This window comes from Neisseria sp. HMSC067G12, from assembly GCF_001812725.1.
GTDB lineage: Bacteria > Pseudomonadota > Gammaproteobacteria > Burkholderiales > Neisseriaceae > Neisseria > Neisseria perflava.
In genome coordinates, this window is record NZ_KV810187.1 from 1 (window position 1) to 19,025 (window position 19,025).

14 protein-coding genes are annotated in these 19,025 nt (G+C 48.0%); 8 read left to right on the top strand and 6 right to left on the bottom strand.

The annotated features are described in order from the left end of the window. Positions 1-1,718, top strand: a 1,718-nt coding sequence (locus HMPREF2871_RS02545; protein ID WP_283116862.1) for a DUF927 domain-containing protein, incomplete at its 5' end; no start/stop codon positions are given. Between the two features lie 1,309 nt (positions 1,719-3,027). On the opposite strand, the gene HMPREF2871_RS02555 is transcribed toward HMPREF2871_RS02545, so the two are convergent. The 4 genes from HMPREF2871_RS02555 to hda form a co-directional block, all read right to left on the bottom strand. Next, positions 3,028-3,813 (bottom strand): endonuclease/exonuclease/phosphatase family protein, encoded by a 786-nt coding sequence (locus HMPREF2871_RS02555; RefSeq protein WP_039862165.1) that lies wholly within the window; start codon positions 3,811-3,813, stop codon positions 3,028-3,030. A gap of 157 nt (positions 3,814-3,970) precedes the next feature. Next, entirely contained in the window at positions 3,971-4,285 is a 315-nt protein-coding gene (locus HMPREF2871_RS02560; RefSeq protein WP_004519868.1) for a TonB family protein, read from the bottom strand. Between the two features lie 59 nt (positions 4,286-4,344). Beyond that, a complete protein-coding gene (locus tag HMPREF2871_RS02565) occupies positions 4,345-5,013 on the bottom strand; it encodes a histidinol-phosphatase (RefSeq protein ID WP_004519869.1) in 669 nt (222 codons plus the stop codon). Then, the gene (gene hda, locus HMPREF2871_RS02570; RefSeq protein ID WP_004519871.1) at positions 5,010-5,678 is read right to left on the bottom strand and encodes a DnaA regulatory inactivator Hda; all 669 of its coding nucleotides are present in this window, start codon (positions 5,676-5,678) and stop codon (positions 5,010-5,012) included. Before hda ends, HMPREF2871_RS02565 begins: the two co-directional genes overlap by 4 nt. Positions 5,679-5,908: 230 nt before the next feature. On the opposite strand from hda, the gene HMPREF2871_RS02575 reads away from it, so the two are divergent. From HMPREF2871_RS02575 to HMPREF2871_RS02590, 4 genes are read left to right on the top strand one after another with little or no spacing between them, the layout of a single operon-like run. Then, positions 5,909-6,547 (top strand): DedA family protein, encoded by a 639-nt coding sequence (locus HMPREF2871_RS02575; protein WP_004519872.1) that lies wholly within the window; start codon positions 5,909-5,911, stop codon positions 6,545-6,547. A gap of 46 nt (positions 6,548-6,593) precedes the next feature. Next, on the top strand, positions 6,594-8,030 hold the full coding sequence (locus HMPREF2871_RS02580; protein ID WP_049336334.1) for an MBOAT family O-acyltransferase: 1,437 nt from the start codon (positions 6,594-6,596) through the stop codon (positions 8,028-8,030). 10 nt (positions 8,031-8,040) lie between these two features. Beyond that, complete coding sequence (gene patB, locus HMPREF2871_RS02585; protein WP_004519875.1) at positions 8,041-9,069, top strand: peptidoglycan O-acetyltransferase PatB; 1,029 nt, start codon at positions 8,041-8,043, stop codon at positions 9,067-9,069. After that, a complete protein-coding gene (locus HMPREF2871_RS02590; RefSeq protein ID WP_004519876.1) occupies positions 9,066-10,178 on the top strand; it encodes an SGNH/GDSL hydrolase family protein in 1,113 nt (370 codons plus the stop codon). The genes patB and HMPREF2871_RS02590 overlap by 4 nt, the downstream gene beginning before the upstream one ends. Positions 10,179-10,286: 108 nt before the next feature. Here the strand turns inward: HMPREF2871_RS02590 and HMPREF2871_RS02595 are convergent, their stop codons facing one another. After that, positions 10,287-10,877, bottom strand: a complete 591-nt coding sequence (locus tag HMPREF2871_RS02595) for a LemA family protein (RefSeq protein WP_039862166.1) — start codon at positions 10,875-10,877, stop codon at positions 10,287-10,289. A gap of 142 nt (positions 10,878-11,019) precedes the next feature. After that, complete coding sequence (locus HMPREF2871_RS02600; protein ID WP_049343963.1) at positions 11,020-12,108, bottom strand: metallophosphoesterase; 1,089 nt, start codon at positions 12,106-12,108, stop codon at positions 11,020-11,022. 105 nt (positions 12,109-12,213) lie between these two features. Between HMPREF2871_RS02600 and HMPREF2871_RS02605 the strand changes: the two genes are divergently transcribed. The 3 genes from HMPREF2871_RS02605 (at position 12,214) to HMPREF2871_RS02615 (ending at position 19,015) form a co-directional block, all read left to right on the top strand. Continuing rightward, positions 12,214-13,122, top strand: coding sequence for a Dyp-type peroxidase (locus HMPREF2871_RS02605; RefSeq protein ID WP_049343964.1), 909 nt, complete (start codon positions 12,214-12,216; stop codon positions 13,120-13,122). A gap of 211 nt (positions 13,123-13,333) precedes the next feature. After that, a complete protein-coding gene (locus HMPREF2871_RS02610) occupies positions 13,334-15,001 on the top strand; it encodes a ShlB/FhaC/HecB family hemolysin secretion/activation protein (RefSeq protein ID WP_049343965.1) in 1,668 nt (555 codons plus the stop codon). 255 nt (positions 15,002-15,256) lie between these two features. Then, positions 15,257-19,015: a hemagglutinin repeat-containing protein gene (locus tag HMPREF2871_RS02615; protein WP_049343967.1), complete on the top strand. Its 3,759-nt coding sequence runs from the start codon at positions 15,257-15,259 to the stop codon at positions 19,013-19,015. Positions 19,016-19,025: the final 10 nt, after the last annotated feature.

Below are 19,025 nucleotides of genomic sequence, written 5' to 3' on the forward strand. Positions count from 1 at the left end.
CGAAGCAGGAAAGCACCAACGATTACAACCTTGAGAATATCGAGCCATTCCGCCCGCGCCCTCACTTTGAAATCGACAATCGGGGCGTATGGTGGGTAAACGTTAGAACCGACAAAGACGGCGATATTATCGAATCAGAGCCGCAATTCCTTTCCGACTCTATCGACATCATAGGCACAGGGCAAGACAATGACGGCGCGTATTATCGGATTATCAAGTTTAAAGACAAAATCACACGCCAACAAAAGACCGCCGCCCTGCCACAAGCAGAAATTGCCGATGGGAAATGCTGGGGGCGTTTGGGGTTTTACGGCTTATCCATTGAGAGCAACCCAACAAAAAGGCGAAAACTGGCAGACTATTTGCAGAAAGAGGGAAGCCAGACAGCCTTTACCATTACCGACCGCGCAGGCTGGCACGAAGACAGCTACATTATGCCCAGCGGGGAAACCATCACAGCGACCGACAAAGACCCCGCCATTATCTACAACGGCGACACCAGCCAAGCAAAGGCATATCAGCCAAACGGAGAGCTTACCGACTGGCAACAAAACATAGCCCGATATGCAGTAGGAAATAGCCGTTTGTGCCTTGCTTTGGGAGCTTCATTTGCCGCCCCGTTGCTTTCCCTGTTAAACGAAGAATCGGGGGGCTTCCACTTGATGGGCGATTCTTCAGACGGCAAAACCACAGCCGCAAAAGTAGCCTTGAGCGTATGGGGCAAACCATCAGGAAGCCTGTTGTCTTGGAGCGGCACGAAAATAGGCTTTTCCAACACAGCCGCCGCCCGCAATGATGGCTTGCTGGTGTTGGACGAAATAGGACAGGCAAGCCCGCACGTTATCGGCGATACTGTTTATAGCGTTATGAACGGTATCAACAAAGTGCAAGGCGCAAAACAAGGCGGAAACCGCGCTTTAAGCCGCTGGAAAGTGATGATGTTTTCCACTGGCGAAAAGACCCCTGATTCCATCTTGAAGCACAATAAGGGCGATTGGAACGCAGGACAAGCCGCCCGCCTGCCTAGTATCAGAGCCGCCGCGCAATACGGCATTTATGACACTTTGCACGGATTTGAAGATGGCGCATTGTTGAGTGAGCATATCGCCCAATCAGCCGAAAAATATCACGGAACGGCAGGAAGACTATTTATCCAACAGCTTTTAGACGACCTAGAACAAGCCAAACAGCAGGCAACGGAGCGCATGGCCGCATTTATGGCAACCATTCCCGAATTATCAGGACAGGCGCGAAGAGTAGCGAAACGCTTTGCTATCGCCGCCGCTGCTTTGGAACTTGCCGCCCCTGTTACCGGCTTGCCCGTAGGTGTAGGCATGGCAGGCGTGAAAAAATGCTTTGATGAATGGCTGGAAGCCAACGGAGCAGGAAAACACGAAGACCGCCGAATCATTGAGCAGGCAGAAGATTTTATCGCCCAGCACGCGTTAGGCACGCGGTTTATGGAATGGAGCGATAAAAGCACCAATAAAGACCATGCAGGATATAGGAAACAGGAGGGGGAAAAATTGGAATTATGGGTAATCCGCCGTGTCTTTGCCGATGAAATCGCCCAAAGTTTCGATGAAGCGAAAGTTTGCCGCGTATTAGTAGATAATGGATTGTTGAAATATAACCACAAAAACAGAGGCTACCAACACCAGCGGAAAGGTAACGGCTGGTTTCATGTTTTAGCTACAAATATAGAACTGGACGACTAATCATTTACATGGGGTTAATTCCAAAATCCTAACCAAGCCCGCCATGACCAACACAGGCGGGCTTTTTTACGTCTAAACATTCAGGCAGACCAACCAAGAAAGCATAAAATCGACAGGAAGCCCCTAAATTTCAAAAATTAGGACTGTTTGACCCTTTCCCTATACCTACCCCTACCAAATCAACAAAACGCGCTTACAGCGCAATTACGCCCTGTTTCCGCTATGACCAACAAAGACAGACGAGGGATAAATAATTTCGACACCAATACGCGCGCGCGCGTAATAGTGAGGTAGATGTGTTCTTATGAATACCCCCCCGCTTCCAGCAAAGACCAAATGCGCGCCCGCGTAATAATGAAGCATAAGCCTACAGCTATGTTTCCTGACGTTTTTTTATACTAATACGCGCGTAATAATGTAGCCCTTGAATTTTTGGAGCCCATAAAAAGGAAAGGAGACCAAGACACGCGAAAAGATAAAACCATATGCGCGAGACAAAATCACTTGTTACCTTTGTTACCACAAAACTTAACATTTATAACTATATGAATATAAATATAAAAACACAGAAAAAACGGTAACAAATGAACATAAATTTACTTGTTACCGATTTGTTACCACTTGTTACCCTTTTATATTCATATGGTTACATTAAAAAAACAGGAGCGGTAACAAATGGTAACAAGGTTAAGATATGTATTTTGTTACCACGAAAGCCACGAATGACAAGGGTTTCAGCCATTGGTAACAAGGTAACAAACGATTTTTGCGTTTTTTTGTATATATACGCTTTCTTTTGCGGGCAAATGAACGGCAGAACTGATACAGACAAAAGCAGACCGAAAGGCAATATCGGACGGCTGGAAAATAAAGCAAGCACCAGCCCACAAGACGGCGCGTGATTACCGGTGTTACAATCAGACCATATTTCACAGCTTGGCAGAAATGCCACAAAATATTTTTGCCCCTGCCACCCAAACAGCTTAAACTGACAATCTAGCAAGGGGTAAATAGTGCCAAAAAAATGCCCCTACCTTAAAGTTTTGGGGTAACTTTTGGGGTAACTTTTACCGCAAACAAGAACATGATTATATTTAAATCAATAAGTTAAGTTCAAAGTACGATTGACCCCGCCTCCACCAGATTTGAAGCGCAAATTTTTGATTTAAAAAGGTTTGCGCTTTTTTATAAACTTAAACAGGCCGTCTGAAACTTTTAAGACGGCCTGTTTTTGTCTCAAATATCTGAGTGAAAAAACTTTTTCTTTCGATACATTGCCAATAGTACTTTGCTTTAAAAAATTTCAGCCTTACATTTTTCTATCTGATTTCATATTCATTTTACGATGCGGCCTAACCGTTACACTCAATGGCAGATGATCTGACAAATGTTGCCAGTCTTTACTGTTGTGAATTTCAGAATCGATGACATCAAGATTGCGCGTATAAATGCGGTCGAGGCTGAGGATGGGCAGGCGCGAAGGGAAGGTTTTGGGGCGTTTGCCTGTATTATCGACAAATACTTCGTTCAAATCTAATGCACTGCCCAGCTCACGCGCTGATTTCTGCCGCCAGTCATTAAAATCGCCGGCAATAATCAAAGGGCTTTCCGGACGAATGTACCGGCCAACGTAGTCGCTGATGGCTCGGTATTGTTTGAGGCGGTCTGGCTCGCGCAGATTGAGGTGGACGCACAGACACACCAGCGGATCTTCCCAACCTTCGGGTACGACCTCACAATGCAACAGGCCGCGTTGTTCGAGTTTATTAACGCTGATGTTGAGGTTGTTTTCCGTTTTCAGCGGCAGGCGGCTGAGAATGGCGTTGCCGTGGTGTCGTTTGGGATAGACGGCATTTTTGCCGTAGCTGCGATGATAATCGAGGCTGTCGCCGATGATGTCGTAATGCGGTGCATCGGGAAAGTCGGTACGGCGGCTTCTGTTGAGATGTTGTCCTTGGACTTCTTGTAAAAACAAAACATCCGAACCCAATGCACCCAGCGCGTCAGCCATGCGGTTGACTTGCACTTTGCGGTTGAGCGCAGACATGCCTTTGTGCATATTGTAGGAAGTAATGGTAACTGGACGGGGAGACATGATGTGTGATGAAGCGGTTTATTTGTTTTAGTATAGCACCGGAGCGTGTGGTTTTACGGCAATTTTGGTTATACTTGTTTAAAAAATAAAACGGCGTTTTGACAGAGAATTTCCCAATCAAAACGCCTTCTGTTTTTCAGACGGCCTTGCGTCCGAATCAGTTGTTGATTACTTCAACATTGGTTTCAAAAGTAACAGTGTGTTGGTATTTAGATGCGGTTTTGCGTTTCGGATAAGGATATTTGGAAACGCTTTTCACTGCGCGTTCGTCCATTTCAGGATTGCCGCTGGATTGAATGATATTTACGCGGTCAACATCGCCGGCAGGTGTTGTGAAGACATCCATCAAAACGGTTTTAACGCTGCCGTTTTGCGCTTTCATGGCTTCCAGAGTTTCGGTATCGGCTGCTTGAGCAGTACCGAATACAGCGGCAAACAACAGGGCTGAGGCGAGGAGTTTAGTCGTTTTCATGTTTTAGTCCTTATTAGGGTTGTGATTAGGTTAAATATTTCAGACGGCCTGATTCGTCGTTATTTGAAATTCAAAATCGGCCAACCTTTTGCTTTGGCTTCTTTTTCCAGCTCGGCATCCGGATTGACGGCGACAGGTTCGTCCACAATACGCAACAAAGGCAAGTCGTTTTTGGAGTCGCTGTAAAAATAAACTTTACCGTAGCTTTCAAATGTCTCGCCACGCTCGGCAAGCCATTGGTTCAATCGGGTAATTTTGCCTTCTTTCAGGCTGGGCGTACCGACATAGTTGCCGGTATATCGGCCGTCTTCGCCGATTTCAAGCTGTGTACCGATAATGTTGTGAATGCCGAAAAGATGACAGATTGGAGTAATGATAAATTCGTTGGTCGAAGAAATAACCAACATTTCGTCACCCGCCATTTGATGGCTTTGCACCAACATACGCTGCATCGGAGAAATATACGGGACAATATATTCGGCCATAAACTCGCGATGAAACTCAGCCAATTCCTCCTTGCTGAAACGGGCTAAAGGCGCGAGATGGAATTTGAGGAAGGCATCGATATCAAGACAACCGTTTTGATAGTCTTGGTAAAACTTTTCATTTTGCGCCTCGGTTTCAGCCGCATCGACTATACCTTTTTTAATCAGGTATTGCGGCCAGGAGTGATCCGAATCGGTATTGATCAAGGTATTGTCGAGGTCGAAAATGGCAAGGTTTTTCATTGGGTTTCCTGTTGTTTTAAAAGCTGGCGCAAAAGCGGCAAAGTAATGCGCTTGCCCATCATAACGGCGTAGTTGTCGAGGGTATCGAGCATTTGCATCAGGCTGTCCATATCGCGCCGCCAATGGTTCAGCAGGTATTCGAAGATTTCCGGATCGATGGTTACCTGACGGGCGGCAGCCATGCTGACGAGCGCATCGATTTTTTCCCGGTCGGTCAGCGGTTTGACTTCGTAAACCAAGCAATACGCCATGCGTGTGCGCAGGTCTTCGCGGATAACGAGTTGCTGCGGCGTATATTCGGAACTCAAAAGCAAAAAGCCTTTGCCGCTGTTGCGGAAGCGGTTGAATATGGCAAACAGTAAAGCCTGTTCTTCATTATTAAGCTTTTCGATTTGGTCAATGGCAAGATATTCCGCATCCAATGCGGCTTCTGTCAGCGGCGTGGCGGCGGCATCAATATAGAGGGCATTTCGTCCGGCATCGAGCGCCTGTGCGACCCATGCCTGCAAGAGATGGCTTTTACCTGCGCCCTCTTCGCCCCAAACATAGATACATTGCCCATGTTTGTGCTGCAACACATACACCAGCTCGGCATTTTCTGTTCCCAAAAATTTGTCGAAGCCGGGATAATCATGGCTGGCAAAATCGAAGATGAGCTGGTTCACAAAGGCGCACCGGTTAGGTTGAAATCGGCTTTATTTTACGTTGTTTTGCCGTCCACCATCAAGGATAAAGGCCGTCTGAAGCCTATACCTGCAACATATCTGCACTTCTAAACATATCTTGACGCGCTTACGGCATTGGTTTTATTCCGCTTTGGTTTTACAATGTCGAACTTCTCGCCGAAACATTTGTCTGTTCTTTTTCAGACGGCCTTTTTATTTGGGGAACCCTAGTGATTTCTACCCTTATTGATTTCATCCTCCATATCGACCAACACCTTGTCCACCTTTCCTCCCAATACGGCCCGTGGATTTACGCGATTTTGTTTGTTGTGATTTTCTGCGAAACCGGTTTGGTCGTAACGCCATTTTTGCCCGGCGACTCGCTGCTGTTTGCTGCCGGCGGTATTGCGGCCATCGGCGGCATGAACATCCACGTCATGGTATTGCTGCTCTTAGCGGCCGCCATTCTAGGCGATGCGGCCAACTTTATGATTGGCAAATATTTTGGACAAAAACTGTTTGCCAATCCTGATTCCAAAATTTTCCGCCGTTCGTATTTGGAAAAAACCCATGCGTTCTATGAAAAACACGGCGGCAAAACCATCATCATTGCCCGCTTTGTGCCAATTGTGCGGACGTTTGCGCCATTTGTCGCCGGTATGGGCGATATGCACTACGCGACGTTTATCCGTTACAACATTATCGGCGCGGTGTTGTGGGTATTGTCGTTTTCCTATGCAGGCTACTTCTTCGCCAATATCCCCGTCGTCAAAAACAATCTGGGCTTAGTCATGGCGGCAATCATCGTGATTTCGATTTTACCTGCGGTAGTCGAAGTCATCCGTGCCAAACTTAACGCCAAAAAATAACAATCAATCGAAAAGTTTGAAAGTTTAAACACATCAAGGAATTGTCATGCCGTTGCTGTCTATTGAGTTTGCGGTATTCTTTATCGTATTTTTGCCCTTGTACTGGGCATTTGCGCGTTTGCCGCAAGTTCAAAACGTTTTACTTTTGGTTGCCGGGCTAGGCTGGCTTTACCGTATCGACCCTATTTTTGCCGCGCTGATTTTGGTTTACTCGTCTGTGGTTTACCTGGTCAGCGTACTGATGTTTTCTGAAAACGAGAATATCCGCAAATTTTGGCTGGGTTGCGGTATTTCGGCGGCATTGACTGTTTTGTGTTTCTTCAAATATTTCGACTTTTTCCGCCCGATTATTCAGCAATATACGGGGCAAAGCGCCGTCATCGATATCCTTTTGCCCTTGGGCTTGTCTTATTACACTTTCCAATCGCTGGCTTACTTAGTGTATTGCTACCGCAAGCCTAAAGGAGACCGTTTTGAATGGCACGAGCTCCTACTGCATCTGAGCTTCTTCCCCACCATCACATCCGGCCCGATTATCCGTGCGGCCGCTTTTAAAAGCATAGACGGCGAACAAGCGGGCGCATTGGCGCAAATCCGCACCAAACAAGCACGCCAGCTGATTTATCCGGCTTTGGCGGTCGGCCTGATTGTATTGGGCATTGCCAAAAAGTGGTGGCTTGCCGGCGTATTGGCAGAAGGCTGGGTATCGCCTGTTTTTGAAAATCCGGCCCAGTTCGACGGCTGGGGCGTGTTGTCTGCGATTTATGGCTACACCTTCCAACTCTTTTTCGACTTTTCCGGCTACTCGGATTTAGTCATCGGCTTGGCCATGCTGCTCGGCTTCCAGCTGCCGAAAAACTTTGCCGCGCCGCTTCGCGCCATCAACATCCGCGACTTCTGGGACAGATGGCACATCAGCCTGTCCACTTGGATTCGCGACTATATCTATATTCCTTTGGGCGGCAGCAAAAAAGGCTTCGGACGTACCCAACTCAATCTGATGATTGCCATGTTGCTTTCCGGCATTTGGCATGGCTACGGCTGGAGCTTTTTGATTTGGGGCGCGCTGCACGGTGCGGCTTTGGTATTCCTTAACTGCGGCGACAAAATCGTCGGCCGCAATGCCTTAGGCCGTCTGAAAATCGGCAAACCGCTCGCCTGGCTGTTTACCTTCCATTTCGTTTGTTTCGCTTTTGTCGTGTTCAACAGCGCAACGCTTGCCGATACGGAAATGCTGTTCAGCGCATTATTTGCCAATGACAAAGGTTGGAACGCGCCTCTGCCGACCGACCTCATGTTGCTGGGTACATTTGCGATGATGCTTTCGCTGTACCCGTATTTGCTTCGCTTATTTGAAGCATCGGTAAAAGGCTTGGACAAACTGCCTGCATGGCTGTGGTTTATTCCCATCACGCTTATCCTCGCCCTAATTATCATCTTCGCCCCGTCCGGCATTCCCGGCTTTATTTACGCCAACTTCTAAGGAGCAGAACATGAAACGCTTTATCTCCCTGTTTGTTTCTATTCTGCTCAGTGCGGTTGCGCTGACGTGGTTTGCCCAAAACTCCATCAATGCCTATTGGCAGCAGACCTATCATGAGAACAGTCCGCTTGAGCCTTTATCCGAATACGCTTGGTGGCGTATCGGTGCGGATTGGCAACAAAAAGCCTACGAATTTTCAGACGGCCTGAAAGCTTCACTGGAAACGGAAGACGCTTTGGCTTCGGAAGACTCTGGCATTGAAGCAACAAGGCCGTCTGAAAATACGGAAAACATTGAAGTATCCGACAATCAAAAAGACTCTGCTGCTTCCGATGCGACTAACAATACAGATACCACAGCCAGCGAGCCAAGCAATCAGGCTGATCAGTCGGCAACGCAGGTTGTATTGAAAAAAGGCAACAAAGTTTTCTTTGCCGGCGACTCGCTGATGCAGGGCGTTGCACCTTTCGTACAAAAACACCTCAAGCAAGAATATGGCGTACAATCGGTCAACCTCAGTAAACAAAGTACCGGTTTGTCCTACCCCAATTTCTTCGACTGGCCGAAAACCATCGAACAAACTTTGCAAAAAGAACCCGATATCCGCGTTTTGGTTGTATTCTTAGGCCCAAACGACCCTTGGGATTTCCCGATGGGTAAAAAATACCTGAAATTCGCCTCCCCCGAATGGGAGGCAGAATACCTCAACCGCGTCCGCCGTATTCTTGATGCAGCCTCCGCACATGATGTCCAAGTCATTTGGCTGGGCATTCCTTACATGAAAAAAGCCAAGCTCAATGAACAGATGCGCTACCTCGACAAAATCCTGTCGGGTACGGTGTCGCCTCAAGCCATTTGGTTGCCTACCGACAAACTGTTGAGCAATGGCGCAGAAGAATATGCCGACTCTGTCAAAGTAGATGGAAAAATCATCCGTTACCGCAGCAAGGACGGCATTCACTTTTCCGCAGAAGGCCAAAAACTATTGGCCGGAAAAATTATGGAAAAAATTAATTTTACACACGATACACAACCATGAAATTTAATAAAACCTTACTCCTCACGCTTCTCGCACTCCCTATTACCGCCTGCGCAACCAATGACGGCCTGTTAAGCAACTACGGCTCCAACCACCCTGCCTGGCTGAACAAACTGCAACAGCTCAACCATACTTCAGACGGCAAATTCCGCATTATCCAAGTCGGCGACTCCCACACCGCCGGCGACTATTTCACCGACCGCCTGCGCCGCCGTTTACAACAACAATGGGGCAACGGCGGCATCGGTTGGGTTTATCCCAACACCGTCAAAGGCCAGCGCATGGCAACCGTCCGTTACAACGGCAGCGGTTGGAACACCATCAGCAGCCGCAAATCATACAGCGATTTTTCTTTCGGCGGTATTGAAGCACGCGCCGATGGCGGCAGCGTTACCTTAAGCGCAGCCGACGGCAGCATGGATATGCAACAAATCTCCATTTTCGGCAAACCGGTTTGGTCAGAGCAAACCCTGACCGTCAACGGCCGCGAAATCCCTGCCACACAAAACGGCTGGCAACTGTTGCATACCAACGCTTCCCTGCCGATGACCCTCAGCAGCAGCATGCCTTGGCAAATCGGTTTCATTAATATCGAACGCCCCGGACGCGGCGTAACCGTTTCCGCCATGGGCATCAACGGCGCGCAGTTATCCCAATGGTCAAAATGGCGGCCGGGTATGTGGGAAGATTTGGCACAAACCAAAGCCGATTTAATCATCCTTGCCTACGGTACCAATGAAGCCTTTTCCGGCAATCTCGATATTTCCTCTACCGAACGGACATGGCGCAATTACATCCGTCAAATCAAAAACACCCTGCCCAACGCAGGTATCCTGATCCTCGGCGCTCCGGAATCTTTGAAAACCGCCTACGGCAGCTGCGGCAACCGTCCGGTCTTGCTCAGCGAAGTACAACAAATGCAGCAACGCGTTGCCCGTGACGAAAAAATCATGTTCTGGTCTTGGCAAGATGCAATGGGGGGCGCATGCAGCATGAAAAGCTGGATGGCTCAAGGCTTGGCAGCCAAAGACGGCGTTCACTTCTCTGCACAAGGTTACGAAACTGCAGCCGATAAGCTTGCCGACAGCCTGATCCGCTTTGCCCAATAAATTGGCCAAAGCCTAAGTATTTTTCATTAACAGTAAACAAAAGGCCGTCTGAAATTAATATTTCAGACGGCCTTTTGTGTATCACTTATTCAGCAAACTGCTTAATTTTTAAGCTAACATATTGCTGCTCATGCGTTGCGTTTGATTTTCCGTGAAACGAACCAATCCTGCCTGCTTGTCAAAGCCTAATGGCTTGGCGACAAGGCGGTTGGGCAGCTTGTTTAAATGATGGTTGTAACTTCCGGCTCTGCGGTTGTAAGTACGGCGTGCTGATGCAACTTCCGCTTCTGCTGCATCCAGCATTTCCATCAAACCCGCCAATTGCTCATCAGGATACTGTTTCAAAAGACCGTTGACGGCAGTTTGCAATTTTTTCAACGCATGATTCAATGCTGTTTCGGCTTCACACAGATGTTTGATTTTGGACTCGGAAAATGTTTTGGCAGTTTGCGCCAATGCAGTTTCGACTTCGGCACACATCTGCTGAACGTTTCGATCCGATGCAATGCCCTGCTCTTGCAGATGTTTGCTGTATGCATCCAATACATGACGGACGGCCTGATGTCGGCAGTCGAGCGCAATGCGCAAAGAGACAAAGGATTCGCGACAGTCTTTTTTGCGGTCTTTCAACTGTTGTTTGAAATACAATAAGACGGCGGCGATTGATACGAAGATAAGTGCAAGACTAATAATGCCCATAGTGAGTTCCCTAGTTATGATGCCACTCATATCGGTGGCTGATTTTATTAACATCGATTATAATCCAATTTCAATATTTTTTCCCAATTTTCATAAAAAAGGCCGTCTGAAATTCAGACGGCCTGAAGTTTATATTTCTATTTCAATGCTTTGACTTGATGTCAATAACCCACACTTCTGATTGCGAACCCAAACGCAAGGGAATGCCCCAGAAGCCGTAGCCCGAAGTGGTGAAGAAATGGCCGTTGCCGATCGCCTCATAACCGTAAGCAAGACGATAAAGCGTACGGACGATAAGGTTGGCAGGTGCAACTTGGCCGTTGTGGACATGGCCGGAGACCTGCACATCAATCGGCAGCCGGGCATGGGTTTCGATTGAAGTAGGACGGTGGTCCATCAATAAAACCGGTAATCGGGTATTTTGACCTTCTAAAAGCTGCTCCGCACTAGGACGCTTGCGATCCAAATCATCGCTCCGCCCTACCAGCAACACACCATTCACTTCCAAAACCTGATTGGCCAAAACCGTCAAGCCTGCAGCTTCCAATTCATGTTTGATACGCTTCTGATCGCGGAACCAGTCATGATTGCCCAAAGTGGCATAAACGCCCATCGGCGCAGTCAGCTTCTGCAAATGTGGTTTCATGTTTTCTTTAAGGTAGGCATCGACGGTATCGTCCATCAAATCGCCCGGCAGCAACACTATGTCGACTTTTTCCCGCTTCATGATGTCCGTCAACTTGTCCAATTGACGCGCGCCAAACAAAATCCCCAAGTGCAAATCGCTGGCCACGCCGATATGCAGCGGCTTATCCATTTTCTTATTGATGAATACAGTCTGATGGCGGACCACGGGCGTATAGGCGTTATACATCCCCAAACCGAGCAAACCGGCCACAAACAAAGGCGCAAACAGCCGCAGGCTTCGAGAAAGCGGTTGGCGTGCCACAAAACGGCGCAGCAAAAGATACAGGATAAATGTCACCAACGCGGCATACATCACAAACAGCAAGATTACCATCCAAAACGCCACCACGCGGAACATCATATGCCCCAACTCCAGCAGCAAGCCGATCAACAAGCCGTTTGTAATGAAATAGGAAATACCCATTAGCCAACGTCTGCCAACTTTGCCAATCCAAGGCGCAAACAGCCATTGCAGTGAACGCCCAAGCCCGAATGTAAACACTTGCAACAGAATGACGCTCACAAAAAACATCTTACCAAACATGACTTTCCGGCCCTAAAAAAATCAAAAGGCAGATTTTAGGCCGTCTGAAACTTTCAGTGTATAATCTCCCGCGTAAAAACCCATAATATTTTGAAAGGAATCATCATGAGCCACCCTCAATCAGCTATTATTCCTGATCACGCACAAGCCGGTATTTTTATCGAAGCAGACATTTCAGACGGCCGCAACGAAGACATCAAATCTGCCTGCCGCCTTTCTTTGGAATCCTTGGCCAAACTGAAAACCCGTTTTCCAAATGATATTTTGGGTTTGACCATTGCCTTTGGCAGCCGCGCATGGCAATCGTTCGGCCATACTGACGAAGGCAGCGAAATCAAACCTTTTCCTGAATTGGGCAACGGCCTCGCCCCCTCCACCCAACACGATCTCTATATCCACATTCAAGCCACCGAGCAAAAAGCCGCCTATGCCTTAGCTCAATCTGTTTTAGGCGCATTCGGCGACAGCATCCGCGTATCCACTGAAGAACACGGCCTGCGCCTGTATGAAGACCGCGGCTTGGACGGTTTTGTCGATGGTACGGAAAATCCGCAGGGCGATGACAATGTGCGCAATGTCGCCATTATTCCCGAAGGCAAGCCCGATACCGGCGGCAGCTATGTTTTGCTGCAAAAATACCTGCACGATTTAAAAAAATGGGATGCCGTCCCTACTGCCGAACAAGAAGCCAGCGTAGGCCGCAGCAAAGAAACCAATGATGAATTCAACGAAGACGTGCGCCTGCCCGACTCCCATCTCGGCCGCGTCAATGTCAAAGAAAACGGCGTTGACTTGAAAATTGTCCGCCGCAGCCTGCCCTTCGGCAAAATCAGCGGCGAACATGGTTTGATGTTCACTTCCTATTGCAACACGCTGCACAATATTGAAGTTCAGCTGCTCAATATGTTCGGCGATGCAGACGGCAAAACCGACTTACTGCTGAAATATTTGTCTAAAGCCGTATCAGGTGCTTACTACTACGCGCCTTCTGTCGAGCGTTTGCAAAATCTTTAACGGCTCACAGGCCGTCTGAAAAAACCTGCTTTTTCAAAGGCAGGTTTTTGTTATTTAAATTCCCTTAATATTTTTATGGTATTATCATAAAAATTTATCCCATTGTTGCTTAATAAACCCTGATTGCAGACAAGGATAAAAACCGATACGCCCCAAGCAGCTATTTTCGATAAAATAAACCCAATTATTATCCCTATAAAATTACGACACCATGTACAAATCCCGCCTTCTTCCCCTGCCCGTATTGATTCTCTCCGCGCTAAACGCCTATGCGGCCAATACACCGAATCCGCTTAATCAAATCGATAAAAACGTACCCAACCAATTCGACAAAGACTTCCGCGACAATCTCGATCAGATTCATTCGGTCGAAATCCAAAAACGCGAGCAGTCGGCATGGGATTTACAGAAAAAACAAGATAACGACACGGTTGCACAAGAGGTGCCGTCTGAAAACAATACCGAATGTTTGGATTACACCGGTATCGAACTTTCCGGCATTACGCTCATCGATTCCAAAAAGATTGAAGCCAAGCTCCCCAAATGCATCAATCAAAACAACATCAACCAACTGAACCGGGATATCGTTGCCGAATATATCGCTCAAGGCTATCCGCACACGCAAATCAAATTTGAAACCACGCCTGAGCGTGTTTTGAAATTAGCAGTCATCGAAGGCAAAATCCGTGAGATTACCGGCGGCTCCCGTACAGTCAACGTCGACACCCTCTTCCCCAATCATCAAGGCAAACCGCTGAACATTCAATACCTCGACCAAGGTATCGAACAGGCAAACCATGTTGCTGGCAACAACGTCAGCATCGATGTTTATCCGCATGATGACGGCACCGCCTCAATCCAACTCAACAACGATGCCGAAAAACATTGGGGCGGCAGCGTCACCATTGACAATAAAGGCAACAAACCCAATACCACGACACTGCGCGGCAGCCTGAATGTCGGCAGCCCGTTGGGATTGAGCGACTCCCTTTATCTAAACGGCTATACCAATCTAAACAACCACGACAGCCATTACAGTCGCGGCGGCAGTATGTTCTATCAAGTTCCTTATGGTGCATGGACATTCAGCACTTACGCCGCCGCGTCGCAATCGCAAAGCATCTTAACGCCCAGCGTAACACGTTATGCCTACCGCTCCCAATCCAAAGCGGCAGGAATCAAAGCAGACCGCGTATTCTCACGCAGTCAAAAACATATTACCTCCGCCTATATCGGCATCGATTATGTGAAACAGACTGCAAAATTTGCCGACAGCAAACTGGAATTGCAAAGCCCGGAAGTCTATTCGACACAAGTCGGCCTATCGCATACAGCCATCCTGCCAAACGGCATTTGGCTCAACAATATCGGCGTGGAACAAGGATTTGCGAAAAATACCGAACACACGCCATTCGACAAGCGTTATACCTCTGTATCCTTGCAGAGCAATTTGATTCAAAACCGTCCATTGGGTAAATGGATCGTGCGCAACCATCACCAAATAGACGCCCAATATAGCCCGCATGATTTGTTTGCCGCCAAAGAAATGGACATCGTCGGTTATCAAAATGTACGCGGTTTCCGTTCAACTTCTTTGAGCGCAAACAGCGCAGTCTTGTTGAGCAATACCGTTTATTTCCGCCGCAATACGCCCCACGGCATCTATATCGAGCCTTATCTGGGCGCAGACATCGGCGTTGCCAAAAACAATAACGAAGGTTCGCAACGTGCCATGGGCTTAGTGGCAGGTTTGAATTTGGGCAAGGCGGACAAATGGCAGCTTTCTGCCGACTACGGCAAAGGTTTTGCGCGCATGCCCAACCAATCAAACAGCGAAAAACAGGATCATGTGACTGTTTCTTTACGCATTCCATTTTAAAGTTATGTAAATATATATCCTTTTATCCAATATATAAACCGCCCATCTTACCGTTATTAATTTTCCATTAATATCAATGAGATGGGCGGTTTTTATTTGCATTTGAAATAGTGCACACAAGGCCATACTGGTGGTATGATTGTAAAAAAATTCATAACAATGTTAATACATTCAAAAATTTCCTCAACAGAAATCCAATACCCGATATGGGATTTCTGATTCAATCTCCATCACGATAAATAAGGATTAAAATCCATGAAAATCGACACTTTATATCAGCCTAAGCTCTCAGCTTCCGGCAAAGTAACTGTCGCCGTGTGCTTTGCATTCCTGGGAAATGCAGCGGTAGCCGCCAATATCGAAGCCATCGGCCAAACTTCGGTACAGCAGCAACACAATGTTGACATCGTCAACATTGCCGCACCGACGGCTCAAGGTCTTTCTCACAACCAATATAACAAGTACAACGTTTCCCAACACGGTGCCGTTTTGAATAACGCCCTGTCTGCCGGTAAATCCCAACTGGCCGGAAACCTGTCTGCCAACAAAAACTTCCAAGGTCAGGCCGCATCTGTGATCTTGAATGAAGTGGTCAGCAAAAACCCTTCCCTGATCTTGGGTCAGCAAGAGATCTTCGGTATTGCCGCAGACTATGTTTTGGCAAACCCTAACGGCATTACCCACAACGGCGGCAGTATCCTGAATGCCAACCGCGCATCCTTGGTTGTCGGTACGCCAACCGTTTCAGACGGCGCGTTGAAATCTTTCAATATCAGCGACAATGGCAAACAACTGCAAGTAAACGGCAATTTGAGCGGCAACCGCGTGGTTGACCTGCTCGCGCCGCAAGTGGTTGTCGGCAAATCAGCCAACGTTAATGCCGCCGACGCCATCAATGTTTCTTCAGGCAAAAGCAACTTCGACTACAAAACCGCACAAATCGAAGCATTGGACGCTGCTTCAAATGCGCCGGTGCTTGACGGTCATATTTTCGGCAGTATGCGCGCCGGTACCATCCGCATCCACGCGACCGACAAACGCGCCAAACAAAACATTCAAAATGCCGCCATTACCGGTACCCGCTACCTGAATATCGACAGCAAAGGCAACCTGAGCATCCAGTCCGCCAATCTGACCGGCGCACAAATGGAATTGTTTGCCCGCGATACCGACATCAAAGGCACGGTTACCAGCCATTCTGCCAACAAATCTTCCAGCGGCAAAGAGGCGCAAAATGTTCAGCACTTCCGTTCGGACCGCAACAAAACGGAAACCTTTACCGCCAGCAATATCAATGCATCCGAGTCATTGACTTTGAACAATAGCGGCAGCCTCAACCTGAGCGCAGCCAACATCAATGCCGGCGCGCTGACTGCTTCTGCCACAGGCAATATCAATTCTAACGCGGTAAAAACCACCAACCGTACAGAATCCGACCACACTCAAAGCAAAGGCCTTTGGTACAACAACAACCTGAGCTCCTCTGCTGACGAAAGCCTGCATCAAACCAAAATCAATGCCGGTTCTGTCAATATTGCCACCACCGGCAAAGTTCAATTGGATGCGACCGAACTGAACTCGGCTGCTGATGCACGCATTGCCGCCCAACAAGGAATCGTATTAAGCAGCAACAGCGAAACCGACAGCAGCTCGACTTATGTCAGCTTCAAAAATGAAACTGCTGCCCTGAAAACCGGTATCGCTACAAAATCTTCCAAAAACTCTACCGCCCATCAAACCAAAATCTCCGCAGCCGGTGATATCGGTTTGATTTCCGAAGGCGATTTGAGCACTTACGGCGCAAGCATTGCGGCAAACGGCAATGTCGTTACCGATGTCAACAACATCAACTTGGGTACTCAAACCACCATCAACACCAACAGCCTCGACGACCAGAAAAAATACTGGGGCGGCCTGTTCGGCGGTGAAAGCCAAGTTCAAAACAACCGTACCGAAAACCTGCACGGCAGCAGCATTACTGCCAACTCAAACATAGTTTTGGGTGCAAAAAACGGCGTCAACGTTTACGGCAGTACCGTTGAAGGCCAAGCCGGTACATTCGTCAGCTCCAAAGCAGGCAATGTCGATATTAAAAACGCCACCAGCACCGATACTTCCGCACAAAGCGCGCGTAAAGGTACGATTTTCAATATCACTACCTCTAAAACCAGCAGCAACAGCAGCATTGAAAAAGTAACCGGTTCTACCTTGGTTTCCAATGCCGACCTGACCGTTGTTTCCAACAAAGACATCAATGTGATCGGTTCTGCATTGTTTGCGGCACAAAAACTGCAACTTTCTTCCGCAGGCGATTTGACCATTGATGCTGCCAAAGCGGTAGAAAACAAACAGGTCAACGAGTATTCCATCAAAGGCTACTCTGGCACCGAAACCAATAAAGAAAACGGCAGCGTGACTGCCAAAGCCGGTATTAAATTCACCGATACCCACACCGACACCCACTCTGTCGGCCTGAACGGCAGCATTTTGACCGGTAAAAACACCCAGTTGTCTTCCAACTCAAACGTTACCGTCAGCGGTAGCCAAGTCAACGGCGAAGAATCTGTCAACATTTCCGCAGCCAATGACGTCAATGTTGTTGCATCCAAAGGCAGCAACACTGTGACCGAATCCGGACGCGTAACTGATTTGGGCGTATCTGCTACTGCATACGAAAAAAATAACGTTGCAGGCGTCGGCGTATCTGTCGGCATTACCAGCACCAAAACAGATGCAACTACCGTAACGAATACATCTCATGTATCCAACATCAACACCGGCGGCAACGCCACCATCACTGCAAACGGCAATATTAATCAAGAAGGTACAGTGATTAATGCGACCGGCAATGTGGTTGAAGCTGCCAAAAACGTTACCCATGCAGCGGCACACAGCGGTGCAAAATCCGATGTGAAACAAAACGGCGGCGGTTTGGTCGTTTCTGCCGGCATCAGTACCAACAAAGGCATCGGCGGTGAAATCACTGCACAAGGTCAAGGCAACTCCTCGACCCACAATGAATCCACTGCAACCGTAACCACCATCAACGCAGGCAATGCCATCGTTTTGGCAAATGACAAAGTGTCTGATGAAGGTACAAAATACGATGTGACCGGTGCGATTAACATTGGTGCAGGTTCATACCACAACACTGCCGCCCACAACACCAGCAACAGCAGCAGTAAACAAGGCGGCGCTTCTTTGACTGTCGGCGCATACACCAAAGATGGTTCAAACGTTGATGTGAATGCCAACCTGAACGTCAACTACGCTGATGAAAACAAAAAAGAATCTACCGCCGTCAAAGGCGATATGAATGCGACCAATGTTGTCATCAACGCCAAAGACTCTGCTGAAATCGCATCCAACATTACCGCCAACAACAACGTCAACATTACCGCAGGCAACGGCGTAACCTTCACCGAGTCAGCCAATACTGCCTCCAACCAAGGTACAGCTGTTAATGTCGGTATCGGCGCTGGCGCGACAATCAATGTTGAAACCGGTGTTGCCGTTCCTCACGTCAACGGCTCTGTCGGCGTCAACAAAACCGATAACGCTTCTTCTACCGCCGCAGGCGCGAATGTAGCGGCCGGCAATGAGATTAAAATCAATGCCAACAACGGCGACGTCAACCTGCACGGTACCAACTTGGTATCCAACAACTCCGTTGAAGTAGAAGGCAACAAAGTCAATACTTCCGGCGCGATCAGCAGCGTTAACGAAAAAAATCTGACCATCAATGTCAACGGCAGCTACGCTTCAGGCAAATCAAACGGCGGCATCAACGCCAAAGGTAAAAACGAAGCCAACGTAACCAATACGGCAAACACCATCCAAAGCGACAATGTTGTTATTACTACCGGCTCTCCAACCGGTTTGAGCGTCAACAATACGACCATCAACGGTAATAATGTTGCGTACTACTATGACGACAGTAAAGCTCCTGCGGCGAACCGTTATACCTATCGTCCTCGCCAACCAAGCTACGCCAAACGCCGTTTGCGCTACTAAGATGCGCTAT

Excerpts from the sequence above, each read along its gene's own strand:
- HMPREF2871_RS02555 (WP_039862165.1), bottom strand. The coding sequence starts at position 3,813 with ATGTCTCCCCGTCCAGTTACCATTACTTCCTACAATATGCACAAAGGC.
- HMPREF2871_RS02560 (WP_004519868.1), bottom strand. The coding sequence starts at position 4,285 with ATGAAAACGACTAAACTCCTCGCCTCAGCCCTGTTGTTTGCCGCTGTA.
- HMPREF2871_RS02565 (WP_004519869.1), bottom strand. The coding sequence starts at position 5,013 with ATGAAAAACCTTGCCATTTTCGACCTCGACAATACCTTGATCAATACC.
- HMPREF2871_RS02580 (WP_049336334.1), top strand. The coding sequence starts at position 6,594 with ATGCCGTTGCTGTCTATTGAGTTTGCGGTATTCTTTATCGTATTTTTG.
- patB (WP_004519875.1), top strand. The coding sequence starts at position 8,041 with ATGAAACGCTTTATCTCCCTGTTTGTTTCTATTCTGCTCAGTGCGGTT.
- HMPREF2871_RS02590 (WP_004519876.1), top strand. The coding sequence starts at position 9,066 with ATGAAATTTAATAAAACCTTACTCCTCACGCTTCTCGCACTCCCTATT.
- HMPREF2871_RS02595 (WP_039862166.1), bottom strand. The coding sequence starts at position 10,877 with ATGGGCATTATTAGTCTTGCACTTATCTTCGTATCAATCGCCGCCGTC.
- HMPREF2871_RS02600 (WP_049343963.1), bottom strand. The coding sequence starts at position 12,108 with ATGTTTGGTAAGATGTTTTTTGTGAGCGTCATTCTGTTGCAAGTGTTT.
- HMPREF2871_RS02605 (WP_049343964.1), top strand. The coding sequence starts at position 12,214 with ATGAGCCACCCTCAATCAGCTATTATTCCTGATCACGCACAAGCCGGT.
- HMPREF2871_RS02610 (WP_049343965.1), top strand. The coding sequence starts at position 13,334 with ATGTACAAATCCCGCCTTCTTCCCCTGCCCGTATTGATTCTCTCCGCG.
- HMPREF2871_RS02615 (WP_049343967.1), top strand. The coding sequence starts at position 15,257 with ATGAAAATCGACACTTTATATCAGCCTAAGCTCTCAGCTTCCGGCAAA.